The organism is Paracoccus sp. (in: a-proteobacteria), from assembly GCF_030604785.1.
In the GTDB taxonomy this organism is placed as follows: Bacteria; Pseudomonadota; Alphaproteobacteria; order Rhodobacterales; family Rhodobacteraceae; genus Paracoccus.
This window is the reverse complement of record NZ_JAUVVF010000005.1, coordinates 1-22,668: the sequence shown is the minus strand read 5'-3', so window position 1 is coordinate 22,668 and position 22,668 is coordinate 1. Positions and strand designations below refer to the sequence as shown.

The following is a 22,668-nucleotide window of genomic DNA, read 5'->3' as shown; positions in this document are numbered from 1 at the left end:
GATGAAGCTGATGACGCGCGCGCTGTCAGCTCTGGGCCTGGCGCGCAAGGGCGACAGCTTCCAGTTCACGGATGGCCGGTCGCGCGAAGCGCAGACCGGTGCGGCCGGGGTCGCGGTGACCGACGCGAGCGCAATGGGTCTGGACGCGGTCTGGGCCTGCGTCAACCTGATCAGCGGCACGATCAGCAGCCTGCCGCTTCAGGTGTTCCGCCGGGATGCGGACGGGCACAAGACCCCGGCCAAGGATCACCCGCTCTACGAGATCCTGCACGACAGCCCGAATTTCGAGCAGACGGCCGTCGATTGGCTGGACGCGCTCGGGATCTGGATGGAGCTGCGCGGAAACGCCTACTCGCGGATCGAGCGCGGCGCAGGCGGGCGGATCGTGGCCCTGATCCCGGCCCCGGCGCCATCAGTCACGGTCAAGAGGCGCCCGGACGGCTCGCTGGAATATGCTTGGACGCAGGACGGCCAGAAATACCGTCTTGGGGATGCGGATGTGCTGCATGTGCGGGGAGCTGGCGGCGATCCCTTGGGCGGGCTTTCCACTCTGGCGGTTGCGCGCAACAGCCTGTCTGCCGTCCAGGCTGCCGAACTGGCCGCAGCGTCCACGTTCAAGAACAGCCTGAATCCGCACACGAGCATCAAGTTCAAGGAATGGCTGACCCCCGAGCAGCGCAAGCTGGTCGAGGAGCGGATGACGGAGCGCTACATCGGCGCCGCGAATTCCGGCCGCCCCTTCATCGCGGAGGGCGGGGTCGAGATTTCGGCACTGAGCCTGTCGCCGGAAGATGCCCAGATGCTGGAGACGCGGCAGTTCTCGGTCGAAGTGATCTGCCGTTTCTTCGGGGTGCCGCCCGCGCTGATCGGCCATGCCGGGGCTTCGACCGCTTGGCCGACAAGCGTCGAGCAGCAGATGATCATGTTCCTGACCTTCACGCTTCGGCGCCGCCTGCGCCGGATCGAGGCAGCGATGAACAAGCAGCTGCTGAGCGCCGCGGACCGGGCCGCAGGATACCATATCGAGTTCAACATCGAGGGGCTGCTGCGGGGCGACAGCGCCGCGCGCTCGGCCTTCTACTCCGCAGCTCTGGCCGCAGGCTGGATGACCATCAACGAGGTCAGGACGAAGGAAAACCTGCGTCGGGTCGAGGGCGGCGACACGCCGCGCATGCAGATGCAGAACGTGCCTATCACGCAAACGGGGGATGGCGATGCAGACCTTTGATTTCGGGCTTGAGCTGAAGTCCCTGGATGATGCCGGGACTGTCGAGGGCTATGCCTCGATCTTCGGCAATGTCGATGAAGGCGGCGACAAGGTCATGCCGGGCGCCTTCGTCGAGGGCATCGCCCGCGCGCGTCAGTCGGGCCGGAAGGTCAAGATGCTGTGGAACCACGATCCGCAGCAGCCGATCGGGATCTGGGAAGATCTGGCCGAGGATGGCAAGGGCCTGCGCGGCAAGGGCCGTCTGGTCATGGAAGTCGCCCGCGCCCGTGAGGTGCACGCCCTGCTGAAGGCAGGCGCCGTCGAGGGCCTGTCGATCGGCTACCGGACGCTGGAATCGAAGCCGGACGGCAATGTCAGGCTGCTGACCAAGCTGGACCTGTTCGAGGTGTCGGTCGTGCCGTTCCCGATGAACCAGCGGGCCAAGGTCACCGCCGTCAAGGCTGCAGGTCTGGACGATGTCATTGAAAAGCTCGCGGCCGGGGACCGGCTGACCGAGCGCGAATTCGAGCGCATGGCCAAGGGGCTTGGCCTCTCGAATTCACAGGCGGAGCGTGCCGCGCGTATCCACCTGAAGGGACAGGGGGAGCCTGTCGAAGCGGTGCAATCGGGTGACGCCTTCCTGCGCGCCCTGCATGGCCATCTGGCCTGATCCATCGAAAGGAGGCTCCCATGTCGGAGACCAAGACGGCCGAGCAGCTGGCCATCGAGACGAAGGCTGCATTCGAAAAGTCCGTGGACGCGGTGAAGGCCATCGCCGAAGAGGCGCTTGGCAAGGCCAAGTCCGGCGAGACGCTGGCCGCGTCCATCAAGGAACGGGCCGACGAAGCCCTGACGGTCATGAACGAGCTGAAGGCGCGCCAGACCGAGCTGGAGCAGAAGATGGCGCGTCCCGGTCGCGGCGACGAGCGCGATGACAGCCTGGGCGAGCAGTTCGTCGGCAGCGACGAATTCAAGGGCTTCGTCGCGAACCAGCGTCAGGGCGCGTCGGCCTCGCTGACCGTGAAGAGCACCGACCTGACCACAGCCACGACCAACGCGGCCGGCTCGATGGGCGCGGGCATCGTTCCGACCCGCGCGGGCATGATCGAATTGCCGCGTCGGCGCATGACGATCCGCAACCTGCTGATGCCGGGCCGCACCGATGGCCCGCTGATCGAGTACGAGCGCGAGGTCGGCTTCACGAACAACGCCGCCCCGGTGGCCGAGGGCGCCGCGAAGCCGCAATCGACCATGCAGATCCAGGACGTGCAGACCCGCACCAAGGTCATCGCGCACTGGTTCCGCGTCAGCAAGCAGACGCTTTCGGATGTCGCGCAGGTTCGCACCCTGATCGACACGCGCCTGATGTATGGCCTGGCGCTGAAGGAAGAAGAGCAGATCCTGTTCGGCGACGGCACCGGCGAGAACCTGCACGGCCTGGTGCCCCAGGCCGCGGCCTTCGCCCCTGCCTTCACCCCGGCGCAGATGACGCGGATCGACCGTATCCGTCTGGCGATGCTTCAGGTCGCGCTGGCGGAATATGCGGCGGACGGGACCGTGCTGCACCCCACCGACTGGGCGCAGATCGAACTGACGAAGGATGGCGAAGGCCGCTACATCATAGGCAACCCGCAGGGCACGGCACAGCCGACCCTCTGGGGGGCGCCGGTGATCCCGACCAAGTCCATGACCGTCGGCAACTTCCTGACCGGCGCCTTCGGCATGGCCGCGCAGCTGATGGACCAGTGGGATGCCCGGATCGAGACCGGCTTCCAGAACGACGACTTCACCCGCAACAAGGTGACCGTCCTGGCCGAGCAGCGCACCGCGCTGGCCGTCTATCGTCCCGAGGCGTTCGTGACCGGGCCGATCATGCCGGCGCAGGGCGGCTGATCACTGTCATCTGAGCGAGAGGGCGCTGCGGCGCCCTCTTTCATGAACTGACAGGAGTGGAACCATGAAGACCTACAAAGTCGCGCGGCCCCATATCGGTGATCGCTTCTACGAGACCGGCGACACGCGCGAAGCGGCGCCGATCGACGTCAAGCATCTGGTCGATGCGGGGATCCTGATCGAACCCGAGGCCGATCCCGCGCCGCAGCGCGAGCCGCAGCCCGCGCCGGAGCCCACGCCGCAGCCGGAGCCGGAGCCCGCGCCGCAGCCGGAGCCGGAGCCCACGCCCGAGCCCGCACCGTCGAAAGCCGCGTCAGGCAAGGGCAAAGCCGCGCAATGATCCCCGTGCTGGTCACGCCCCCGGTCGATCCGGTCGTCACGCTGGACGAGATGAAGGTGCATCTGCGGGTCGTAGACGACAGCGAGGACCTGCTGATCCAGCACTACATCGATTCCGCCGTGGCGCATTTCGATGGCTACAGCGGGGTCCTTGGCCGCGCGATCGCCCGGCAGACCTGGCGGGTTTCGGCGGCGGCGGCAGGCGACCATCTTCTGCCTCTGCCGGATGTGATCTCGGCTGCAGGGCCGGATGGGGCGCTGCCTCTGCGGCGTGTGGCGCAAGGCAGCATGGTCTCGGTTTCGAAGGCCTGCGATGTCGACTTCGTCTGTGGCCTGCCCGCGCATCTTTTGCCGGTCGTGCAGCAATCGGTGCGGCTGACCGTCGCGCACTGGTTTCGGCAGCGCGAGGCTGCCGCCGAGGGCAGTCAGCAATCGGTGCCGCTGTCCGTCGAGGCCCTGATCGGTTCTGTCCGGTGGGTGCGTTTCTGATGCGCGCGGGCAAACTTGATCGGCGCGTCCAGTTCTTGCGCGCTTCGTCTGAGGATGACGGCTACCAGGTCCGGCCCGGCGCCTATTCCGCCCATGGCTCTATCGTATGGGCTCACCGGCACCAGATCAGCGACGGGGAGCGGTTCCGGGCTGATGCGGTCTATCGCGACGTGACAGCGCGCTTCACGGTGCGCTGGTCGCCGTTTTCGGCGGGCATCACGGAGCAGGACCGCCTGACGTGTGACGGCCAGACGTTCGGGATCGTGGGCATCAAGGAGCTTGGGCGCCGCGACTGGCTGGAAATCACGGCCAGCAAGGTTGACCCGTGACTGTGACTGTCAAGCTGTCCGGCTTTGCCGAGTTGGACAAAGAACTAGAGCGGCTTTCTAAGTCGATGGGGCGGGGCGTGCTGCGGCGCGGCCTGATGAAGGCAGCCAAACCTTTGGCGCAACTTGCGGCCAGCAAGGCGCCTGTCGATCCGGTCGGCGGCGGCACGCTGCGCGATAGCATCATGGTCGGCGCAAAGCTTAACGGCAGGCAGACAAAGCTGCATCGCCGCATGTTCCGCGATGACCGGTCCAGCATCGAGTTGTTCGTGGGGCCGTCCTACCTGATGGGCGATGGCGGTCGGCATGGTCACTTGCAGGAGTTCGGCACAGAGCATCACGGCCCGCAGCCTTTCATGCGGCCTGCGTGGGATCAGGACCAGAACGCGATGCTTGAGCGGCTTTCGCAAGAACTCTGGTCTGAACTCGAGAAGGCCATCAAGCGGGCGGATCGCCGGGCCGCAAGGGAGGCGTGATGCATACCCAATTCCGCGCGCTGCTTGCGGGCAATGCCGCGCTTGCGGCGCTACTGCCGGGCGGCGTTCATTGGCGCCCGGCGCCTCAAGGCACCGTCAGGCCCTATGCCGTTCTGGACGAGATCGGCACCACGAACGAACACACCATGCAAGGCCCGGACAAGCTGAACGAAAGCCGGGTGCAGGTGAGCGCATACGCCGACACATATGCCCAAGCCGCCCAGATCAAGCGCGCCGTCAAGGCTGCGGCTGACGGGCATCGTGGGGGCATATTCCAAGGCATCTTTCACGCTGGAACGCGTGACGGATCAGAAGTGACCGGGGGAGAGGCACAAGGGCCACGCTCCGTCAACATCGACTTTCTTATCAAATGGAGTGAATGAAATGTCTGACGGCAAGATCGGCTATGGCAGCCGCGTCCGTATCGGCGTCGGCGCGACCCCGACCTGGACAGAATTGGCGTTCGTGGGCGACATCGAGATGCCCAACGAACAGGTGGACGAGGTGGAGGTGACGCACATGAAGTCACCCGGTCGTCGCAAGCAGTTCATCGCTGGCCTTGTCGATGGCGGCGAAGTCGGCGTTCCCATGAACTACATTCCGGGCAGCGCCACCGACACGCTGCTGATCGGCCTGAAAGCCTCGGGCGAGATCGTTCAGGTTGAAATCACCTTGACGGCTGACGGCACGCCGGAGACTTACGCGGGCTTCCTGAAAAGCTATTCCCGCACGGCGCCTGTCGGTGACAAGATGATGGCGACCGCGACGTTCCGCCTTTCGCAGGTGGTCGTCTGATGGCAAACCGCTTTCTTGGCGAGGCGACGACTACGCTGAACGACGTGCGCTACACGCTGCGCTGTGACTTCAACGCGATGTGCGAGTTCGAGGAAGAAACGGGCCGCAACGCCCTGACGGCCTTCGAGCAGTTCGAGAGCGGGGGCGCCACGGCGAAAGACATGCGCGCCATGATGCGGGCCTTTCTCGTCCATCATCACCCCGACGCCACCCCGCAATTGGCGGGCGAGATCATGAGCGCCGATATCGACGTTCTAATGCGCGTCATCCAGGCGGCAAGCCCTGAGCCGGACGAGGTGCAGGACTTGGGAAACGCGAAAGCAAAGGCGCGGAAGGCGGGCTAGACTATATCGCCATGCTTCGCGCCTATGCTGCGGCGGGCTATGACCCGGCGCAGTTCTGGGGCCTGACGCCCCGTCTTTACCTTGCCCACATGCGGGGCGCATCCGACCGGATGGAACGCAAACACAAGAGCCGGGCTTGGCTGGCGTGGAATGTCGCGGGCCTTACGCGCGTCGAGAAGATGCCGGATTTCGACGCCTTCATTTCCGGTGACGCCGGGAAGGTCGAGAAATCGGCGCAGACGGCCATGCGCCTTGCGACTTTGCGGGCATCATTACCGACGATTACGCAAGAGGAATGGCGCGCGCGCTTTTCTACTTGAGGGCGTCAGCAAGGGCCGCACCCAAGGGCGAAGCGTTGGAGGCAACCTCGGGCGGGGTCAGATCATCGACTTGATAGATCAGAAGGCTTGCGGTCGGCCCGGAAAAGAACAGTTCTGCGCCGATTGTGGCGCGGCACATACCTGCATTGCCCATCGCCACAGGACCGACTTGGCACTGGTCGGTGATCTGCCTCACCATATCCCGGTCGAGCGCGATCTGCGCTGGCATCCTGCTTTCGTGGCCGTCCGCCCAAAAGGTGGCCGCGCCGTGGTGCGAGATGCCTAGCCATCCTTCGGCCACGACCTCTTGTCGGAAGTCGCCCAAGAATTCGGCCAGATCCTGCCCTGCATAAGCGGGTCCTGCGACTAGCGCGCAGAAGGTCGCAAACCTGAACATCGTTTTCCTCGCATCGAATGGGGTGTATCATAGCACAGTCAGTGATCGGCGCCCTCCGTGTCAACATGGGCTTGGACAGCGCCCAATTCGAGCGCGGCGTGAAAAACACCCGTCAACCGCTGGCGGCGTTGCGAAATCAGTTCCTTGCAGTCGCTGGCGCGGCAACGGCGCTTGGCGCTGCCATTTCCGCCATGGCGATGCGGGGCGCAGCGGAGATCGACAAGACGGCCAAGGCTGCGCGGCGGGTTGGGTCCAGCATTGGCGGGTTCCGCGCGCTTGAGATGGCGGCAGGCGAAGCTGGCGTTGCTGTTTCTACGCTTGCAGACGCCGTTCAGACAATGGATCGTCAGATTGCACGGGGTAGTAAGGCTGCCATTGGTGCGCTCGGGCAACTTGGCATTGCCGTTGCGGACTTGGACGGGCTTGATGCAGACCAAAAGCTTGCCCTAATCGCTGATCGGATCAAAGACCTTGGTCTTTCGACGGGTCAGGCATCTGTGCTGCTGCAAGATTTGGGCATCCGCAACCGCGAGATGCTGCTTGCCGTGATGGCGGGTGGCGATGCTTTCCGCAACGCACGTCGGGACGTTGAGGATTACGGGCTGGCCCTGAGCAGCACGCAGTCTGACGAGATCGAACTGGCTAATGACCGGATCGGGCGTCTTGGCATCATCAGCCAGTATGTCGGTGAGCAGCTTGCGCTAAAGCTTGTCCCGTCGTTCGGGCGGCTGGCCGAGGCCATAACCGACAGCATGCGGGCAGGCGGCACCCTGCGGACCGTCATTGACGCGCTGATCAACAACTTTGAGCGGCTTTCGGTCTATGTTGGCGTTGCGGTCGCGGGCTTTGGCGTTCGCTATGTCGCGGCTCTGGTCGCGGCTCGCTTGGCAACGCTATCCCTGAGCGGGGCCTTAGCGCTCTTGCGAACTGCAATCGCGCGCACGGGCATTGGCCTGCTTATCATCGGCGCTGCTGAACTGGTCATGTGGTTCGGCAGGCTGGTTTCAGCGGCGGGCGGGTTCTCGCAGGCATTGCAGCGCGTCTATGAGGTCGGCAAGGCTGTTTTCCTTGGCGTAGGCAACACAGCTTGGGGCTTGGCCGAAATCATGGCCGGGGTCGCGCAAGGTATCGCGGCATCGTTCATCGCCGGGTTCGCGCTGATCGGCCATGCGTGGGATACGCTTGTCAACGGCATGGCTGCGGCATGGAACGCCTTGGCAGGGTCCGGCATTGGCGAAAGCCTCGGGCTTGGCATGATGGGCATGAGCAGCGCCGGGGCGGCAATCGGCGGCTTGGCTGATAGCCTCTATGGGTCTGCCGAGGCTACGATTGTCCGAGGCGGGCAGCGCATCCGCGATGCGGGTCTGGCCGTTGCGGATGCTGTCACGAAATCGCTAGAGCCGATTAACGCCGCAGGCGACGGGCTAGACCGCGCGACCGATGCGGCAGATGATTTCGCTGATGCCCTCGATGGCGTGTCCGATGCAGCAGGTGGCGGCAAGGGCGGCGGCGGAAAATCGGGCGCATCGAAAGCGATTGGCCAAGCGCGGGAAGCGCTGGAACGGCTGCGGAAAGAGTATCGGGACCTGCAAGCGACTATCGGCATGACTGCCGAGCAGGAGCGCATCTATCACGCGGTGCAGGAACTCGGCACTGGCGCCACGGCGGCGCAGATTGCCGAGGTGCAGCGGCTTATTCCCGAGATTGACCGCCTCAAGGAAGCCAAGGAGCGCATTGCCCGCGCCGCTGAAAACGGCAAGCGGGCTTTGGAAAGCCTGTTCGGTAGCGTGATCGACGGCAGCAAGAGCGCGAAGCAGGCAGTTCTAGACCTTCTGGCGCAGATCGCGCGCGTGCAGGCGATGAACGCCATTTTCCGGCTTCCTGGGATGGGCCGCGTTTCCAGCTTTGTGGGCGACTTGCTGACCCCTTCTGTCAGCGCAGATCCTTTGACGCAGGCAATCCAAAGGGCTGTCTCGCCGCGCTCTTATGAAGGCGGGGGCTTCACCGGTTCCGGCCCGCGTTCTGGCGGCGTGGACGGGCGCGGGGGCTTCCCGGCGATCTTGCACCCGAATGAGACTGTCATCGACCACACGCGCGGGGGCGGCGCAGGCAATATCACCTACGCCCCGACGATACACGTTGGCGGCAACGTCTCGCAAGACGACATCGCCAATATCCGCATGGAACTGGCGCGCGAACGGCAGCAGCTACCGGCGACCATTGCGCGGATCAATCGAGAGCAGCGAGTGAGGGCAGGCTGATGGCGGTAATTCAATGGCCGTCCGAGCATTTCCGGCTGACCCTGACCAGCTATTTCATCGACTGGACCAACCGCAGCGCCGGGCGCGGGCTTTCGGGGTCGGAGCAGATCATCAACAGCGGCACGGCGGTTTGGCGGTTCCGGTTTGATCTGGCGATTGAGCCTAACCCGGAGAGGCTAAAGCGGTTTGAGGCGCTGGTTTCGCGGATGCGAGGCCGTTTCAACACGGCGGCAATCCCGCTTTACGACGCCTTCGCCTATGACAATTCGGTATCGCCCCTGCAAGAGCCGTGGAGTGACGGCACCTATCACACGGACGGCACCGGCTGGACCACGGGGCAAGGCGTTCACCCGATGGTCACGGCTGCTTCTGCGGCGGCAGGGGCCAGCCAGATCACCGTCACGCTGACGCAGCCAACGCGGCCCGGATTTCGGATCGGGGATTTGTTCAGCCATAACGGGTTCGTTTACCGCGTGGTCGGCGTAGCGGGCGGCGTGACGCAGATCGAGCCGCCGCTTCGTGCTGCCATTCCTTCGGGGGCCACGCTGCAAACGGCGCCTGTGATGGTCCATGCGCGCTTTGCGACCGATGGCGAGGGTGAGCGGGCGCGGGGTATCCTGTCCTACGGGGAGCCGGTGTCGCTGACATTCGAGGAAAGCTTCGACCGATGACCTTCACCACGGCTCAAACGGCGCTGCTTGACGCAAACCGCGATGCGGTCGAGGCGCGGCGGATGTTCGAGGTGCAGTTTGCATCCGGCACGGTTCGGCTGATCGAGGGCAGCACGCCCTACAACGACGGGACGAACAACTGGCTTCCGGCCCATGCGATTATTTCGGTGGGTGAGCTGGCCTTCCCCGAGGATGGCCCGATGGTGGCCGCGCCTGTGGAATACCGCTTCGGCTACATCACGCCTGATCTGTCCACGGCGATGCAGGACGAGGCCGAATGGCGCGACCGTCTGGTGATCCAGCGGATGCAGTTGTTCGCGGACGGTATGCCGGTCGGGCCTGCGGTGGTGCTGCATCGTGGCCGGATAGCGGACATTCGGCAGGACGAGAGCGTCAGCACGGAGCAGTTCGTGGTCCGGGTCGAGGGGCCTTTCCGCGACCGCAACGAAACCCTGCTTGGCAAATACACCGACCGGGACCAGCAGATGCGGTCGCCCGGTGATCGTGGCTGCGAATACGCGGCCCAATACGAGACGAGCGGCGGCGCTGAATTTACCGGCTGGCTGCAACTGTGAGGTTCCGCATGTTCGCTTGGCTGTTCCGGGTTCGCCCGGTGATTTCGCATGGCTGGTCCGATCCTGGCGATGACGAGGCGACGGCACTCATGCGCCGGATTGCCCATGCTTGACGGCTACATCGCGGCGGGCGTTCGGCTGCCGTGGGTATGGGGTGAGACCGATTGCACGATGTGGGTCGCGGACTGGTGCAAGCTGCGCTTCGGGCATGATCCGGCTGCGGCTTTTCGTGGGGCCTATGACGACGAGGCCGGGGCCGCGCGGCTGATCGCTGGCGGGCTGGCCGAGACGATCCGCCCGTGGATGCCGCCCCTGCGTGAGACGGCTTCGCCCGTATCCGGTGATGTGGGGATCGTCTGTGTGGATGGACGGCAGGTGGCGGCGATCTGCTGCGGCCCGGTCTGGGCGTTTCGGACGGTGCGCGGGATTTGCGAGGCGCCGCTGAAACCGCTGATTGCGTGGGGTGAATAATGCCGCAGGTCATCCCTGTTGTTCTGGCTTTCGCGCAAACGACGGTCGGGGCCTTTCTGGTCAACACGGCGATTTCGCTGACCCTGAACGCCGTAGTGGCGCGTCTGAACCGCCCGTCTGGTCCGAAGCCGCAGGACATGCAGACGACCGTCACGAGCGGGTCGGCGGATCGGCAACAGCACTTTGGCCGGGTCCGCACGTCCGGGGCGCTGATGTATGCCGATTGGGCCAATGTCGGCGGGGATCGGCGGGCATTCGTGCTGCTGGCCGTGGCGACGGGCGGTATCGACGCCGTGGAGCAGTGGTATCTCGACGGCAAGCCGGTGACGGTCAATGCCGACGGCTGGGTGCAGACCGCGCCTTGGCAGGGCCGCGTCAGGCTGCGGATGCGGACGGGCCGGGGTTCGCAATTCTCGGGCGGGGATTATGCGGACCTGCGTTCGGCGTTCCCGATGCGCTGGACCACGGCGCACCGCTTGGACGGGGTGGCGACCTTCCTCGGCCAGTTCTCGGCGGTCAAGCCTGAGAATGTCGCGGACGTGTATCCGGGCGGGCGCCCGCCTGTCATTTCGGCCATCGTCCGGGGGGCGATCTGCGCGCCGATCACGAACGAGCCTGCCGATTTCAGCACCAATCCCGTGCGGCAGGCGTATCACTATCTCGCAGCGGACGGGGCCGGGACCATCCCGCGCGCCGATTTCGACACGGCGATTTGGAACGCGGCGCGGGCCGAGTGCAACGCAACCGTTCCCACGGCTGGCGGCACGCGGCCTCGCTTCGCAGCGGGGGGGTCGTATTTCCTGGCCGAGCCGCGCAAGGACGTTGCGGCCCGGATCATGGAAAGCTGCGCCGGGTCGCTCTACCTGACGCCGGAAGGCAAGATTGGCGTCCGGGTCGGGACGTATCAGGCGCCGACGATCACCATCGAGCGGCAGCACATCGTCAGCATGAACTACGGCATGGGCCGCAGCCAGCTTGACCGCGTGACGACGCTGGTCCCGCAATACGTCGAGCCGTCTCTGGACTACACCGAGACCACGGCTGACCCTTGGGAGGATGCGCGGGCAATCGCGCGGTTCGGGGAGACCAAGCCCCGCGAACTGGGCCTGCCGTTCGTCCAGCACCACGGGCAGGCGCGGGCGCTGGCAAAGATCGCGGCGGCGCGGGAAAATCCGCAGATCACCGCCACGCTGTCCCTGCGCTTCTGGGGGCTGCGGCTGATCGGGCAAGAGCGTGTGTTTCTGCATCGCCCCGACCGTGGCCTTAACAACGTGCCGATGCGGATTGTGAGCCTCTCCCTTGATCTGGGCGCGTCTGACGGCGTGGTCAAGGTCGAGTTGGAAAGCGACGATCCTGCGGCCTATGCATGGACGGCGCCCGAGGAGGGGCAGAAACCCGCCGCGCCCCCGCGCAGTGACGTGCATACGCTGCCCGAGATTGTCGCCCCGGTGATTGCCGGCGTGGCCGTCTCGCAGGCGGTCATCAGTGGCACGGTCGCCCCGGCCACGGGCTACATCGTGCAGGTGCAATTCCGGCCGACTGGGGGGCCTTGGGCCGCGCTTGAGGTCAATCAGGCCACGGGCTTTTTCAGGACGCCCCCGCTGTCGGACGGGCAGACCTACGAGGTCCGGGGTCGGTGGGTGCTGTCCGGTCTGGCGGCTACGGCGGTCGAGACCAGCGACCTGACCCGGTGGGGGCCGTGGACCACGCTAACGGGGATCGTGGCCGTGGCGAACGGCACGCCGCCCGCCGAGCCGGTCCTGATTTCGGCCAGCCGGTCAGGCAACACGATCACTATCGTTTTCGAGCCTGATCTTGGCGCCAACTACGCCCAAACCGGCATCTGGCGCGGCCCGACATTCGCTGGCGCGACCTTTGTCAAATGGGTGCGCGACCAGTCCAGCACCGTCACGACCACCATCCAGAACGCCCCCGCCCCCGAAACCTACTGGCTGCGGTCGGGCAATGGCAGCGGCATCACCTCCGCCCCCGTGAACATCGGCACCCTCTGAGGATCATCACATGCCTATTCCCTTGACGCGGCCCGTGGGGACCGTGATTTCCGATGCTGTGCCCACGAACAAGGCACACCACCGCGACCTATTCAACGACCTGATCAACGGCACGAACGGCATCGAGGCCGATCTGCTGACGATGATCAGGCGGACGGGGCCGATCCTGCTGACCAGCGTCGGCGGCACGGGCAACGCGATCACGGCCAGCCTGGATGCGGTTTTCGGCGTCTCTGCTGTGGGCAATAACCACCTGCTGCTGTTTCGCCCGATCCTCGCCAATTCGGGGCAGAACCCGACGATCACCATTGGCAGCACTACGTTCGATGTGCGGAACGCGGATGACGGCATCTGGCCTGCCAACGCATTTCAGCCGGATCGCCTCTATGGCCTGATGCGTTCCGGCACTCGCCTGCGCGTGCTGATCGAGAGCAGCCGGGCCGATCTGGCAGCCGAGCGGGCCAACCGCATCAACAACATCGTTGAAGCGGGCAACATTGAACTGACCAACATCGGCGGCACGGCCACGGCGATCACGGCCAGCATTCCGAGCGGGCTTGCAGGCACGGGCATCACGGCTGCAAATGTGCGGCGGGTCACAGTCACGCTGCCTTTTGCCAATGGCGCCGGGGCCACGCTGGCGATTGACGGCAGCGAGCCGTTGCAGCTTCGCAATTCGGCGGGCCAGCCGCTTGGCGCAGGGCGGGTGCAGGCGGATCGACCCACGACCCTGTTCCGCGTGCAAAACCGGTGGCGCGTCCTGCAAGACCTCGTTGCCGAGGATTTGGCAACGCTGACCGGCAGGGCGGATGCCACAGACGCGCTGATCGGTGGCGAGGTGCGGCGCACCATCGTGCAGATGACCGGCGACATTCCCGCGCGCCCGCTGCCGAAAGAGCAAGGCCTGTTTGAGTGGGAGGTGTTCGACCCGCTGCCCGCTTTCCCTCAGGGGCCGATGGGGCCGTATGACACGCAATCGGTGCTGCAATCCGCCGAGCCTGACGTTCCCACGGATGACACCTGGGATTTCCGCAACGCCGGGAATGGCACGCAGGGCGTGGTCCGCATCTTCGCGGTTCCGCCGTCGCGCCCGTCTATCGAGGGCATCCAGTATGCGCTGGACGACGGGCCTTTTGCCAGCATTCCCAACGGGCCGAACGGCTTGCCGGTGCCGGGGGACTATCTCGTCCCTGCTGCGGCTGGTGAGCGTGCTGTGTCTTTGCGGCATGTCAATTTCCGGGGCTTCGGCATCGAGAGCCTTGCCCGCACGCGCGAGATTTTCGCGGGCGGCGTGACCTTTGCAATCCCGGCATCCGGGACGCTACACAATGCGGCGCCGGTCGATTGGCGGCTGATCTATCAGGACGGGGCAGTATCGCGCGGGATGCAGGTCAATGCGGGCTGGCTGCGGCCCTCGCATGACAACGCATCGACGCGGGTTGTCAGCCGGGAATGGTATCCCACGGATCATTGGATCGAGGGCGAGATTGAGCAACTTTTCCCGTCGCTGTCGGCTGCGGCACGGCAGGGCGTGGGCTTCGGCGTCAATTCGGATCGCCTTGGCAATGCTGGCTTCATGGCGCTGTTCCAGACTGGCGGGGTGTTCCTCTATCGCGCGACCGGGCCGAACAGCTATACCCAGATTGCAAGCGCGTCCCTGACCATCGCCCCGACCTCGGCCAGCCCCGCGCAGGTCCGGGTTTCGCGCGAGGGCAGCCAAATCCGCGTGCGGGTCAATGGCGCCAATGTCATCGTCCACGACCTCGCAGGCGATGCAGCGTCCATCACGATCACGGGCGGCGCCCCGATGCTCTACAGCCGGGCGCCGAACGTCGCGGACAGCCGCCTGCAAATCCGGTTCCGGCCCCTGACGGCGGGGCGTGGCTGATGAGCATCCTGCCCACGCGCCCGCTGGACATGGTGACGTTCCAGACGGACGGCATCATCGACTACCGGCCCGACCTTGAGGCGATGAACCGGTTCTGGTTCTACGAAACCCCGCAGGTGCCGTGGTCGCTGAACACCGGCCAGACGCCTGCGGGGCTGATGGCGGGCCTGACGCAAATTCTGCCGCCTTCGGTGGACACGATGCGCGCGCCGTATCACCACGACTATTTCGTGGAGGCCACGCCGGGCGATCTGACGCTGCATCCGCTCTACATGCAGTTTCTCAAGCTGTGGGCGGCATCAGGGGGCAAGATCGTGTGGGACTGGCACGACGGCCCGACGCAGGAAATCATGTCCGGCACGCGTCGGCGGGTGGCCCCAAATATCTATCCGCCGACCAGCGACCGGGCCGAGACGAACGCGGCGTTCACGTTCCTCGGCCAGCGGCAGATCGCGGGGTATCTGCGGCTGCTGGACATGCTGGATCGGCCCGAACATGCAGACCTGAAAGCGGCATCGGTCGGCTTTGAACTGATGAACGAACCGGCCAGCTACTTGCAGGCGGCGCAGCGCTTCAACGACCCGGCCTATTTCCACGGCCTTTTCGTGGATCATGTCGAGGCGCTTGCCAATCTGGTCAAAGCACGGATGCCGGGCCGGTTCCTGATCGCCCCTGCTGCGGCTTACAATGGCCGTATCGACGTGCTGGTTCAGGCCTTCCTTCCGCAACGCGGGATGAATGCGTGGGATGCGATGGTGCAGGCCGTGGGCCTGTCGCACATGCTGCTGGGCATCCACTTTTACCCAGGCTTCGACCAAGCCAGCCGCACGCAGGCGGATCATTCGCGCAACTTCACGCAGCGGTTCGGCGCGGCGGGGTCTATCCCCATCGCCATCACCGAGACCAACATCGACGGCGCATGGATGGATACCGACCGGCGCGGCGGGAATGGCTGGCGGTCCTTCTTCATCGCGCGGCATCTGGACTACCTTCGTGAAGGGCTGTGGCCGGGAAAGAAGGCCTGCGGGATCACGTTCTGGCCGTTCATGAACTACGCCAATAACAGCGTCATCCGCATTCAGCGCGGCGGGGCGTTGCAGGACGACTACCGCAACACGCGCGCGGCGTGGGTCAACCAACTGGCGCACCGCGACGGCCAAGACCCGCGCTATTACGGCCCTGTCGGGGATCAATCGGGGATCAAGGGCTATTCGTTCATCGGCTTGAACCCCTTCAACTCGATCCGTCCACAGGGGTGGGAGCCGGACGGCTGGCACTTGCTGCTAAATCAGGGCCTGCCGAACAGCGCGATCACGCATTCCGGGGATGCCGCGATCAGCTATGGCGGGCGCGGGCTGACGGTCCACACGCCACCGGGCGGCACGACCTACAGCATCACGGTGGGCGGCGACGGCAAGACTGTCATCTGGGACCACCAGAATACGACCTATCGGCGCAATCACTACTTCCTCGGCAAGGGCGGCGGTGTTGTCCGCTTGGGGCCGGGCAGCCATGCGGTCGTCTCGCAGGGCGGTCCCGCGCGCGTCTATACCCGCGCCGGGGGCTTTGCGGCGATCAGCTATCCCTACGGCTGGAACAATCAGACGATCATCGACCCTGCGTCAACCTTCGTCTCCATCTACGGCTTCAACCCGCAGCGCGGCGACAGGCTATCGTTCAAGGGGCAGTTCCAGAATGCGGCGCAGCTTCGGGCGCATTGTCAGGTCGTGCGGTCGCCGTCCTTCCTTTCGGGGGATGACCTGATCGTCAATCTGCCGGGCGGCGGGCATGTGCTGATGGCGCATGGCGGCGGGCTGCTGTCCACGCTGCATAAATACGTTTTGGACATCACGGACGGCTGGTATGGGCCGGGCTGGTCCGAGCCTGCGGATATTCTGCCGGGCGATGCGGACCAGATCGGCCCGCCCGTGCCTCCGCCTCTGGCCGAGGGGCAGACCTCGCTGTTCGACGCATTCGGTCGCGGGATCAACCGCTTTGACGCATTCGGACGGCGCATCCTGGGCTTTGGCGACAGCGAGGGCGGCGATCCTGTCCTGCCGCCTGCGCCGGAAAACCCGCTGCTGCCCTACTACCAGTCGGGCGCGATCCTGATCCACCACACCAGCGCGGGCTTTGTCAAAGACATTGACGGCAAGGTCACGGCGATTGCCAACGCTGGCGCGGCTGGTGAGCCTTTCGACGCGACGGTTGCCGGTGAGCCGCTACAGGTCGAGGGGCGCGGCGTCATTGTCACTGACGACAGCGTTGTGACCACCTCGCAGCCTGCGGATATCAAGGACGTGCGCCTGATGTTCGTGATCGACGGCAACGCGACGCAGTTCGGCCCGCAGGTGTTCGGCTTCGAGGGCGAGGACGCTGAGGGCAACCCGATGGGGGCGCTGATTACAGCGAAGCCAGCGTCTCAAGGCGGAGTTGTCGATCTATTCATGCAGCCCGACCCGTTCGGCGGCAACAGGCGGCGGATCACAGCCGACACGGCATTTTTCCCGCTGGACGTGTGCCTGATTGAGATACTGCTCCGCTCCGACAGCCTGACGGTCTGGATCAACGGCACATTGGCGGGCGAGTGGGAAGACGATGAAGGCGGTGGCAGCATCGGCATCGGCGGCGATCCTGACGATGACGACGATCCGTCGCCCGGCGCGGGCCTGACGTTCCCGGCCTTCCCGATCCAGCGCGTCGGCTCTGGGCCAGAAGGCTTCTTCCAGCAATACAACGGATTGTTCGGCGATGTTCTGGGCATCCTTGAGGATCACCCGCAGGCCGAGGATGCAACCGCTGTTGCGCGAAGCTGGATCGCGGCGCGGTTCAATATCTCGCTTGATCCGCCCGAACTGACCCGGTTCGTCCAATGGCGCACGGCTAACGGCCAACCCCTCACCCTGACCACCGACGCGGGCGACCCGCTGCAATGGAGGCTCCAATGAGCGCACCGCAAATCGACCTGACGATCACCGACACGCCGACCGGCGCGGAGGCCAGCATCGCGGAACTGCTGGACCAGATCAACGCGGCCCTTACCGATGTGTGGGAGGGCGTCACCGGGGATCAGGGCGTTGGCATCGCCAATGCGACCTTCAACGCGGCGACGGGCGAACTGACGCTGATCCTGACCGACGCGACCGAAGTTGTCGTGCCCGGTTTCCCGACCGGCGCGGGCGGCAGCGGGGCAGCAGGGCAGGACGGGCGCGGGATCAGCGACACGACTTACGACCCGGCGACGGGGAGGGTGACGTTCACGTTCACGGACAACACCACCTTCCAGACCGGTGATCTGCGCGGATCGCCCCCGCCGGTTCAAATCCTGACCGCGCCACCGGTCAACCCGGTGGATGGCGTATTTTATGTGGTGCAACTGTGAGTGTGTTGGACCTCCGCAACGCCTCGCGCCTCTTTTACGGCGGCGTCGAGGCGCAGGCGCTATATCGCGGGGCCGATCTGCTGTGGACCAAACCCACGGTCGGCGGGCACCCCTTGCAGCCGTATTTCGACAGCGGCGCGATCCTGATCTACCTGTCGGACGAAAACGCCACGCTCGACGCATCCGGAAATGTCGTGGCGCTGCAAAACATCGGCGGCGCGGGCGGCGCATTCTCGGCTACGGTCGTGGGCAACGCGCTGCCCCTGGTCAACGGGATGCTGCAATTCAGCGGCGGGACAGGGGGCTACGTCCAGCTTAACAACGCAGCCGATATTCGGGGCGTCGATTTCTGCTGGATCATGCAGTCGCCGTGGACCAACGGGATGCGGCTGTTCGGCAAGCCGTCGCCCGACCCGCAGACCGACATCCGCTTTGACACCAACGCCAGCGGCACCAACCTAACCCTTCGCCGGGTCGTCGGTGGAACCACCACGCTTGTCTCGCTGTCGCCGCGCTTCCCCTACACGACGGCCAAGGGGCTGTTCCGCATGTCGATGGGCGCAACCGCGGGCAACTTCTTCCAGAACGGCGCACTGGCGCGGACATTCGGTCACAGCTACGCCAATTTCCCGCTGCTCGATCTGGGCAAGGGCCTGGACACGTCTAGCCGCTTCAACGGCGGCATCGGGGACGTGTTCGGCGTGCTGTCAGACCATCCGCAGGCAGCCGCAGCACTCACCGCCGCGCAGATCTATGTCGCCGCAAAGCACGGGATCACGCTGGCATGATGGACCTCATTCGAGAGATGATGCAGACGCCAGACGCGCAGGCCGACGCATACACATGGGGCGCGGCGCTGCTTGGGCACTTCGCCATCGGGGTTTTTCTGACGGCGCTGATCGGCGGGGCATTCGCCACGGTCGCGCGGTGGGCTGACATTCCCCGGCTGACGGCATGGCAGGCGGCGGCGGTCGCGTCTGTGGCCTATGCGGCACTGTGGGAGGGCGCACAGCTTGCGTTCTTCGGCGCGGGGCTGGCTGACTGCATCGTGGACGCTGTGGCCGTCCTGTGCGGCGCTGTCGTGGCCGCAGGGGCGTGGCGCAATCGCGGGGCGGCTGTGGCGCTGGCCTTCGCCATCCTGGCCGCTATCGGCGTTGCAGGCGTGAGGCGGCGCAAATGAACCGTGACATGACCAAGGGCGCCCGCTTTTTCTTTTATTTCCTGCTTTTCCTGATGGGCGGTGCGTTCTGGATCTCTGCCAAGACCGGGCATTTCCATATGTCCGAAGCGGTTTACGGGGCCGCCGTGAAATACCCGGCGGTCTGGTGGGCGCTGGCCATGCTGGTCCCATCATCCGCCTATCTGGCGGCGCTGTTCATCAATGGCCGGCGCTGGTGGACAGCGCCGACGCGCATCATGATCGCCGCCTGGATGATGACCTATTTCGCGTCCTTCGTGGTCGCCGCCCTACCGAGTGCCGGGGTTGATATCGTGGTCATCGCGTCCGGCGCGCTGGCCGTCGCTGTCGCGCTGCTGGCGGCCTTTGACATCTCCGACGCCGCCAGGAAAGGGCCTCGCCATGACTGAAGTCGCGTTCACCTCCATGATCGCCGCTGTCGGCCTGCCCGGCTTCCTGCTGTTCGTCGGCTACAAGCTGGCGGTGAAATACGGTTTTTTTGACCGCGACGATGGACAGGCCAGCGCTGCCGCCGTGGACAAGCTGTCTGAGAAGATCGACCGCATGGCTGACAAGGTGAGCGGTCAGCTCGCGGCAGCGCAGAAGGAAAGCGAGCGCGAGTTTCGCGGCCTGCGCGACCGCATGACCCGCGTCGAGACCATCCTGGAAGAGCGCAGCGACCGGCACCGCTGACCCCGCGCATCCGCTGATCTGACCCACGCCCCGCCATCGCGCGGGGCTTTTGCATTGGAGAACCCCATGACCGCTGTGATGAACGCGGTGCGCGCGCGGCAAGCGCGCTGTGCCGCATTGGGTTTCTGGCCCGGCCCGATCGACGGGGTGGATGGTCCCCGCACCCGCGCGGCTTTCGAAGCCGCGCGCGCCGCGCAACACGCAAAGGGCCTGCCGTTTCAGCATGCCTCGGGCATCACCCGCATCCACTGGCACTGGACCGCAGGCGGTCATGTGCCGAACGCGACCGATCTGGCGGCCTATCACGCCCTGATCCCTGCCACCGGTCCTGTCGTGCGTCCTGTCCAGCCGACCGTCCAGCGCAGCCATACGCTGAACGCCAATGGCGGCGCGGTGGGCATAGCCATCTGCGCCATGGCGGGCGCCAATGAACGGCCCTTTGACCGGGGCCGGGCGCCGATCCTGCCTGTCCAGCTGGTCGAGATGGTGCGCGAGACGGCGCGGCTGGCCCGGACATACGACATCCCGGTCTCGCCTTGGTCCATGCTCAGCCATGCCGAGATCCAGCCGACCTTCGGCATCGTCCAGCGCTGGAAATGGGACATCACCTGGCTGCCGGGCATGGAGGCGCCCGGCGACCCGATCCAGATCGGCAACCGCCTGCGCGAGGCGGTGCGCTGCGAGCTTCTGAACCCCTGACATCGGAGAGACCCATGAAACGCATCACCCCCGCTCTGGCGGGCCTCTCGGCTGCGCTGATCGTGGCCCCGCTGACCGCGCTGGCCGCGACCTCGGCCGGGATCGTGGATCAGGCTATGGCCTGGATCATCACGGCAATCGCGACGGCAGCGACCTCGGCCATCGCCGCTGTCATCGCACGGCTGGTCGGCGCCCAGCTGGATGCCCGCGCACGGGCCACGATCCAAACCGCAATGGAGCGTGCCAGCGCCCTGGCGCTGACCTGGGTGCTGGACCAGGCGGCGGATACGCCGATCGGCAAACGGATCAGCGCCGCCGCCCGCCAGATGCTGCCCTATGTGGACGAGGGCGCAGCGGACAGCCTGCGGCGTTTCGGCTTGGAGCGCGACCAGCTCGGCTCGCGCCAGCACCTGCAGGACATGGCCGAGGCCGAGCTGGTCAAGCAGATCGCCAAGGTGGCCCCGGATCACCTGACGCAGGCTCTGATCCGCGCTGGCGCGCCGGGGGGCCGATGAGGCGGCTGCGCCCGCGCTACATGCGGGCAAGGTGGCGCTTGCGCTTGCGCGCGTGACGCCTGCCGGGCAATCATCGCGCCATTGGTCGTTTGTATTAGGGTGACAGGGATGGCGAAGAAAGCGTGGTCCGAGCGTTCGCGCGGCGGGAAGTTCACGATCGTGACCGGCTGGCTGGTGGTCGCTCTGATGGGGCTGGCGATCTTCGCGCCTGACCCGGAAGATGCGGGCGGCAATGTGGCGGCTGCGGAGCCTCTGAGCTGCGCGCATCAGGACGTCTCATGGCGTGCGCCTATGCGTGCCGAGGCCTATGTGAAAGAGCGGCTGGTGTCCCCCCGCAGCGCCAAGTTCGGAGATCATACCGCCTATCTGATGCCGAGCGATGACGAGGGCGTCTGCATCTACACGGTGACCGGCACAGTCGATGCCGACAACCGCCTCGGGGTGTCGATCCGGCATCATTATGCCGCGAAGGTCCGGTTCGACATGGCGACCGAGGACTGGTCCGAGATTGAGGTTGCGATCTCGGAGTGATGGTGCCTGTCGGAGGCAAGCACCATCGGCGGGCTGACATCAGGCGATTTATGCGTCCTCGATGCGGTCCGAGAAATGTGCCTCCAGCAGGTCGGTCAGCCCGTGTTCCTCGGCCCACCGCATCGCCTCGTCGGCGGTCAGGGGCGTGATTTTTTGGCCGCTGCGCCATTCGCCGGGCCGGTCGCTGATTGCATAGCGGCTGCGCGGCCCGCCCTCGCCTGCCAAGAAATAGGCCCCGCTGCGGGGGGTCTGATAAAGCGCCTCCTCGTAGCGATGGAAGTCTCCGCTGTAGCCGTGGCTGACCTCGGCCAGTAGGTTTGCCTTGTCGGTGTCGAAACGCTTGCCGTTGATGATCGCCTTCATGGGTTTTCCCTGTGATAAATTGCCGGGGATGGATTGGCCCGCCTGGATCAGCGAGCCGAATTTGACGGGATGGGAATCAGTCGTCGTTCTCGGGGAGATGGGCGATACCCTGGGTCACGTCCCACTTGATCGCCCCGCCGCAAGACTGGACCTCTTTGATCAAATCAGCCGTTGCCCCATACGCTCTGAACTGCGTGTCGTAGGCTTGGTCATCGCTGATCAGTTCGCCGTAAGCATCGAAGAAAGGCCCCGCGAGCGCCGCGACCTGCTGCCAGGCTTCATCGACGGTGGCGCCGACGCCATAGATCGCGGTGCCTTGGATGTCTTGGATCATGTAACCGGCTGCGGAGTAGTTGGCCATTTCTTTGTCTCCCGTTTGGGCGCCTGCCCGTTTCCATGTCCTATTTATGCACCCAGCGAGTGCGTAGCGCAAGAGGAAAACGCACCTTGAAGGTGCTTTTCTTTATGGCGGGGGTTTGCTCTTTGGTTCACTGGACCTGTGCAGGCCCCGTTTTTCTGTCCAAACGGGGAACATCGGCGTAATGGGGGCTGCTTTTCTGCGTGGATTCGCTGGATTTGCGCGGGGTGCCAGCCCCTCCTAAGGGGCAGGTTGCAGGTTCGAATCCTGCCGGGGTCACCAATAAGATCAACGTGTTAATGGACTTTGGGGAATGCCTTTCGCTTCACCGAACTAAAGCAGCTGGATTTTCACGTCTTTGGTCTTGCCCCCGTTTCACCGGACACTCAGGCGGTTGCGGTTTGGGCTGCGATGAACTCGCGGGGCGAGCGCATTCTCAGCCCTGAGTGCGGGTGGTTGTCGTTGTAGTCCTCGATCGAGCCTCCG

At 65.2% G+C, this 22,668-nt stretch carries 29 protein-coding genes; 26 read left to right on the top strand and 3 right to left on the bottom strand.

The features are described 5' to 3' along the window. Position 1: 1 nt before the first annotated feature. The 11 genes from QAR72_RS02820 (at position 2) to QAR72_RS02770 (ending at position 6,189) form a co-directional block, all read left to right on the top strand. Positions 2-1,228, top strand: coding sequence for a phage portal protein (locus QAR72_RS02820; RefSeq protein WP_304615849.1), 1,227 nt, complete (start codon positions 2-4; stop codon positions 1,226-1,228). Continuing rightward, on the top strand, positions 1,209-1,877 hold the full coding sequence (locus QAR72_RS02815) for an HK97 family phage prohead protease (protein WP_304615848.1): 669 nt from the start codon (positions 1,209-1,211) through the stop codon (positions 1,875-1,877). The genes QAR72_RS02820 and QAR72_RS02815 overlap by 20 nt, the downstream gene beginning before the upstream one ends. Positions 1,878-1,897: 20 nt before the next feature. Then, the gene (locus tag QAR72_RS02810; protein ID WP_304615847.1) at positions 1,898-3,100 is read left to right on the top strand and encodes a phage major capsid protein; all 1,203 of its coding nucleotides are present in this window, start codon (positions 1,898-1,900) and stop codon (positions 3,098-3,100) included. 64 nt (positions 3,101-3,164) lie between these two features. Beyond that, a complete protein-coding gene (locus tag QAR72_RS02805) occupies positions 3,165-3,440 on the top strand; it encodes a hypothetical protein (protein ID WP_304615846.1) in 276 nt (91 codons plus the stop codon). After that, positions 3,437-3,928: a head-tail connector protein gene (locus QAR72_RS02800; protein ID WP_304615845.1), complete on the top strand. Its 492-nt coding sequence runs from the start codon at positions 3,437-3,439 to the stop codon at positions 3,926-3,928. Before QAR72_RS02805 ends, QAR72_RS02800 begins: the two co-directional genes overlap by 4 nt. Further along, on the top strand, positions 3,928-4,257 hold the full coding sequence (locus QAR72_RS02795) for a phage head closure protein (RefSeq protein ID WP_304615844.1): 330 nt from the start codon (positions 3,928-3,930) through the stop codon (positions 4,255-4,257). Before QAR72_RS02800 ends, QAR72_RS02795 begins: the two co-directional genes overlap by 1 nt. Then, a complete protein-coding gene (locus QAR72_RS02790; RefSeq protein ID WP_304615843.1) occupies positions 4,254-4,730 on the top strand; it encodes an HK97-gp10 family putative phage morphogenesis protein in 477 nt (158 codons plus the stop codon). Before QAR72_RS02795 ends, QAR72_RS02790 begins: the two co-directional genes overlap by 4 nt. Then, positions 4,730-5,113, top strand: a complete 384-nt coding sequence (gene gp17 / locus QAR72_RS02785; protein ID WP_304615842.1) for a tail completion protein gp17 — start codon at positions 4,730-4,732, stop codon at positions 5,111-5,113. Before QAR72_RS02790 ends, gp17 begins: the two co-directional genes overlap by 1 nt. A gap of 1 nt (position 5,114) precedes the next feature. Beyond that, positions 5,115-5,525, top strand: a complete 411-nt coding sequence (locus QAR72_RS02780) for a phage tail tube protein (RefSeq protein ID WP_304615841.1) — start codon at positions 5,115-5,117, stop codon at positions 5,523-5,525. Continuing rightward, entirely contained in the window at positions 5,525-5,869 is a 345-nt protein-coding gene (locus QAR72_RS02775; protein ID WP_304615840.1) for a hypothetical protein, read from the top strand. The genes QAR72_RS02780 and QAR72_RS02775 overlap by 1 nt, the downstream gene beginning before the upstream one ends. A gap of 11 nt (positions 5,870-5,880) precedes the next feature. Continuing rightward, positions 5,881-6,189, top strand: coding sequence for a hypothetical protein (locus QAR72_RS02770; RefSeq protein ID WP_304615839.1), 309 nt, complete (start codon positions 5,881-5,883; stop codon positions 6,187-6,189). Here the strand turns inward: QAR72_RS02770 and QAR72_RS02765 are convergent. Continuing rightward, a complete protein-coding gene (locus tag QAR72_RS02765) occupies positions 6,182-6,586 on the bottom strand; it encodes a hypothetical protein (RefSeq protein WP_304615838.1) in 405 nt (134 codons plus the stop codon). The two genes, QAR72_RS02770 and QAR72_RS02765, sit on opposite strands and share 8 nt — an antisense overlap. 65 nt (positions 6,587-6,651) lie before the next feature. On the opposite strand from QAR72_RS02765, the gene QAR72_RS02760 reads away from it, so the two are divergent. The 15 genes from QAR72_RS02760 to QAR72_RS02690 all read left to right on the top strand — a co-directional run bounded on the left by QAR72_RS02760 (position 6,652) and on the right by QAR72_RS02690 (position 21,461). Beyond that, positions 6,652-8,847: a hypothetical protein gene (locus QAR72_RS02760; RefSeq protein WP_304615837.1), complete on the top strand. Its 2,196-nt coding sequence runs from the start codon at positions 6,652-6,654 to the stop codon at positions 8,845-8,847. Then, positions 8,847-9,518 carry a hypothetical protein gene (locus QAR72_RS02755; RefSeq protein WP_304615836.1) on the top strand — a complete coding sequence of 224 codons (672 nt, stop codon included), beginning with the start codon at positions 8,847-8,849 and terminating at the stop codon, positions 9,516-9,518. Before QAR72_RS02760 ends, QAR72_RS02755 begins: the two co-directional genes overlap by 1 nt. Beyond that, positions 9,515-10,093, top strand: coding sequence for a hypothetical protein (locus tag QAR72_RS02750; RefSeq protein ID WP_304615835.1), 579 nt, complete (start codon positions 9,515-9,517; stop codon positions 10,091-10,093). The genes QAR72_RS02755 and QAR72_RS02750 overlap by 4 nt, the downstream gene beginning before the upstream one ends. A gap of 105 nt (positions 10,094-10,198) precedes the next feature. Next, positions 10,199-10,564, top strand: a complete 366-nt coding sequence (locus QAR72_RS02745) for a DUF6950 family protein (RefSeq protein ID WP_304615834.1) — start codon at positions 10,199-10,201, stop codon at positions 10,562-10,564. Further along, complete coding sequence (locus QAR72_RS02740; protein WP_304615833.1) at positions 10,564-12,576, top strand: hypothetical protein; 2,013 nt, start codon at positions 10,564-10,566, stop codon at positions 12,574-12,576. The genes QAR72_RS02745 and QAR72_RS02740 overlap by 1 nt, the downstream gene beginning before the upstream one ends. A 10-nt stretch (positions 12,577-12,586) precedes the next feature. Continuing rightward, positions 12,587-14,464 carry a hypothetical protein gene (locus QAR72_RS02735; RefSeq protein ID WP_304615832.1) on the top strand — a complete coding sequence of 626 codons (1,878 nt, stop codon included), beginning with the start codon at positions 12,587-12,589 and terminating at the stop codon, positions 14,462-14,464. A 158-nt stretch (positions 14,465-14,622) separates the two neighbouring features. Continuing rightward, positions 14,623-17,412: a hypothetical protein gene (locus tag QAR72_RS02730; RefSeq protein ID WP_304615831.1), complete on the top strand. Its 2,790-nt coding sequence runs from the start codon at positions 14,623-14,625 to the stop codon at positions 17,410-17,412. Then, positions 17,409-17,846 carry a hypothetical protein gene (locus QAR72_RS02725; protein ID WP_304615830.1) on the top strand — a complete coding sequence of 146 codons (438 nt, stop codon included), beginning with the start codon at positions 17,409-17,411 and terminating at the stop codon, positions 17,844-17,846. The genes QAR72_RS02730 and QAR72_RS02725 overlap by 4 nt, the downstream gene beginning before the upstream one ends. Positions 17,847-17,851: 5 nt before the next feature. Further along, positions 17,852-18,634 (top strand): hypothetical protein, encoded by a 783-nt coding sequence (locus QAR72_RS02720; protein ID WP_304615829.1) that lies wholly within the window; start codon positions 17,852-17,854, stop codon positions 18,632-18,634. Further along, positions 18,631-19,026, top strand: a complete 396-nt coding sequence (locus QAR72_RS02715; RefSeq protein WP_304615828.1) for a hypothetical protein — start codon at positions 18,631-18,633, stop codon at positions 19,024-19,026. The genes QAR72_RS02720 and QAR72_RS02715 overlap by 4 nt, the downstream gene beginning before the upstream one ends. A gap of 8 nt (positions 19,027-19,034) precedes the next feature. Beyond that, entirely contained in the window at positions 19,035-19,433 is a 399-nt protein-coding gene (locus tag QAR72_RS02710; protein ID WP_304615827.1) for a hypothetical protein, read from the top strand. Beyond that, positions 19,426-19,716: a hypothetical protein gene (locus QAR72_RS02705; protein ID WP_304615826.1), complete on the top strand. Its 291-nt coding sequence runs from the start codon at positions 19,426-19,428 to the stop codon at positions 19,714-19,716. Before QAR72_RS02710 ends, QAR72_RS02705 begins: the two co-directional genes overlap by 8 nt. Positions 19,717-19,782: 66 nt before the next feature. Beyond that, entirely contained in the window at positions 19,783-20,415 is a 633-nt protein-coding gene (locus QAR72_RS02700; protein WP_304615825.1) for a peptidoglycan-binding domain-containing protein, read from the top strand. 14 nt (positions 20,416-20,429) lie between these two features. Then, positions 20,430-20,930 carry a hypothetical protein gene (locus QAR72_RS02695; protein WP_304615824.1) on the top strand — a complete coding sequence of 167 codons (501 nt, stop codon included), beginning with the start codon at positions 20,430-20,432 and terminating at the stop codon, positions 20,928-20,930. A gap of 108 nt (positions 20,931-21,038) precedes the next feature. Then, positions 21,039-21,461, top strand: a complete 423-nt coding sequence (locus tag QAR72_RS02690) for a hypothetical protein (RefSeq protein ID WP_304615823.1) — start codon at positions 21,039-21,041, stop codon at positions 21,459-21,461. Between the two features lie 48 nt (positions 21,462-21,509). Here the strand turns inward: QAR72_RS02690 and QAR72_RS02685 are convergent, their stop codons facing one another. Both QAR72_RS02685 and QAR72_RS02680 read right to left on the bottom strand, forming a co-directional pair. Continuing rightward, positions 21,510-21,824, bottom strand: coding sequence for a hypothetical protein (locus tag QAR72_RS02685; RefSeq protein WP_304615822.1), 315 nt, complete (start codon positions 21,822-21,824; stop codon positions 21,510-21,512). Between the two features lie 76 nt (positions 21,825-21,900). Then, positions 21,901-22,185 carry a hypothetical protein gene (locus QAR72_RS02680; protein WP_304615821.1) on the bottom strand — a complete coding sequence of 95 codons (285 nt, stop codon included), beginning with the start codon at positions 22,183-22,185 and terminating at the stop codon, positions 21,901-21,903. Positions 22,186-22,668: the final 483 nt, after the last annotated feature.

Excerpts from the sequence above, each read along its gene's own strand:
- QAR72_RS02820 (WP_304615849.1), top strand. The coding sequence starts at position 2 with ATGAAGCTGATGACGCGCGCGCTGTCAGCTCTGGGCCTGGCGCGCAAG.
- QAR72_RS02815 (WP_304615848.1), top strand. The coding sequence starts at position 1,209 with ATGGCGATGCAGACCTTTGATTTCGGGCTTGAGCTGAAGTCCCTGGAT.
- QAR72_RS02810 (WP_304615847.1), top strand. The coding sequence starts at position 1,898 with ATGTCGGAGACCAAGACGGCCGAGCAGCTGGCCATCGAGACGAAGGCT.
- QAR72_RS02805 (WP_304615846.1), top strand. The coding sequence starts at position 3,165 with ATGAAGACCTACAAAGTCGCGCGGCCCCATATCGGTGATCGCTTCTAC.
- QAR72_RS02800 (WP_304615845.1), top strand. The coding sequence starts at position 3,437 with ATGATCCCCGTGCTGGTCACGCCCCCGGTCGATCCGGTCGTCACGCTG.
- QAR72_RS02795 (WP_304615844.1), top strand. The coding sequence starts at position 3,928 with ATGCGCGCGGGCAAACTTGATCGGCGCGTCCAGTTCTTGCGCGCTTCG.
- gp17 (WP_304615842.1), top strand. The coding sequence starts at position 4,730 with ATGCATACCCAATTCCGCGCGCTGCTTGCGGGCAATGCCGCGCTTGCG.
- QAR72_RS02780 (WP_304615841.1), top strand. The coding sequence starts at position 5,115 with ATGTCTGACGGCAAGATCGGCTATGGCAGCCGCGTCCGTATCGGCGTC.
- QAR72_RS02775 (WP_304615840.1), top strand. The coding sequence starts at position 5,525 with ATGGCAAACCGCTTTCTTGGCGAGGCGACGACTACGCTGAACGACGTG.
- QAR72_RS02770 (WP_304615839.1), top strand. The coding sequence starts at position 5,881 with ATGCTTCGCGCCTATGCTGCGGCGGGCTATGACCCGGCGCAGTTCTGG.
- QAR72_RS02765 (WP_304615838.1), bottom strand. The coding sequence starts at position 6,586 with ATGTTCAGGTTTGCGACCTTCTGCGCGCTAGTCGCAGGACCCGCTTAT.
- QAR72_RS02760 (WP_304615837.1), top strand. The coding sequence starts at position 6,652 with ATGGGCTTGGACAGCGCCCAATTCGAGCGCGGCGTGAAAAACACCCGT.
- QAR72_RS02755 (WP_304615836.1), top strand. The coding sequence starts at position 8,847 with ATGGCGGTAATTCAATGGCCGTCCGAGCATTTCCGGCTGACCCTGACC.
- QAR72_RS02750 (WP_304615835.1), top strand. The coding sequence starts at position 9,515 with ATGACCTTCACCACGGCTCAAACGGCGCTGCTTGACGCAAACCGCGAT.
- QAR72_RS02745 (WP_304615834.1), top strand. The coding sequence starts at position 10,199 with ATGCTTGACGGCTACATCGCGGCGGGCGTTCGGCTGCCGTGGGTATGG.
- QAR72_RS02740 (WP_304615833.1), top strand. The coding sequence starts at position 10,564 with ATGCCGCAGGTCATCCCTGTTGTTCTGGCTTTCGCGCAAACGACGGTC.
- QAR72_RS02735 (WP_304615832.1), top strand. The coding sequence starts at position 12,587 with ATGCCTATTCCCTTGACGCGGCCCGTGGGGACCGTGATTTCCGATGCT.
- QAR72_RS02730 (WP_304615831.1), top strand. The coding sequence starts at position 14,623 with ATGGCGGGCCTGACGCAAATTCTGCCGCCTTCGGTGGACACGATGCGC.
- QAR72_RS02725 (WP_304615830.1), top strand. The coding sequence starts at position 17,409 with ATGAGCGCACCGCAAATCGACCTGACGATCACCGACACGCCGACCGGC.
- QAR72_RS02715 (WP_304615828.1), top strand. The coding sequence starts at position 18,631 with ATGATGGACCTCATTCGAGAGATGATGCAGACGCCAGACGCGCAGGCC.
- QAR72_RS02710 (WP_304615827.1), top strand. The coding sequence starts at position 19,035 with ATGACCAAGGGCGCCCGCTTTTTCTTTTATTTCCTGCTTTTCCTGATG.
- QAR72_RS02705 (WP_304615826.1), top strand. The coding sequence starts at position 19,426 with ATGACTGAAGTCGCGTTCACCTCCATGATCGCCGCTGTCGGCCTGCCC.
- QAR72_RS02700 (WP_304615825.1), top strand. The coding sequence starts at position 19,783 with ATGACCGCTGTGATGAACGCGGTGCGCGCGCGGCAAGCGCGCTGTGCC.
- QAR72_RS02695 (WP_304615824.1), top strand. The coding sequence starts at position 20,430 with ATGAAACGCATCACCCCCGCTCTGGCGGGCCTCTCGGCTGCGCTGATC.
- QAR72_RS02690 (WP_304615823.1), top strand. The coding sequence starts at position 21,039 with ATGGCGAAGAAAGCGTGGTCCGAGCGTTCGCGCGGCGGGAAGTTCACG.
- QAR72_RS02685 (WP_304615822.1), bottom strand. The coding sequence starts at position 21,824 with ATGAAGGCGATCATCAACGGCAAGCGTTTCGACACCGACAAGGCAAAC.
- QAR72_RS02680 (WP_304615821.1), bottom strand. The coding sequence starts at position 22,185 with ATGGCCAACTACTCCGCAGCCGGTTACATGATCCAAGACATCCAAGGC.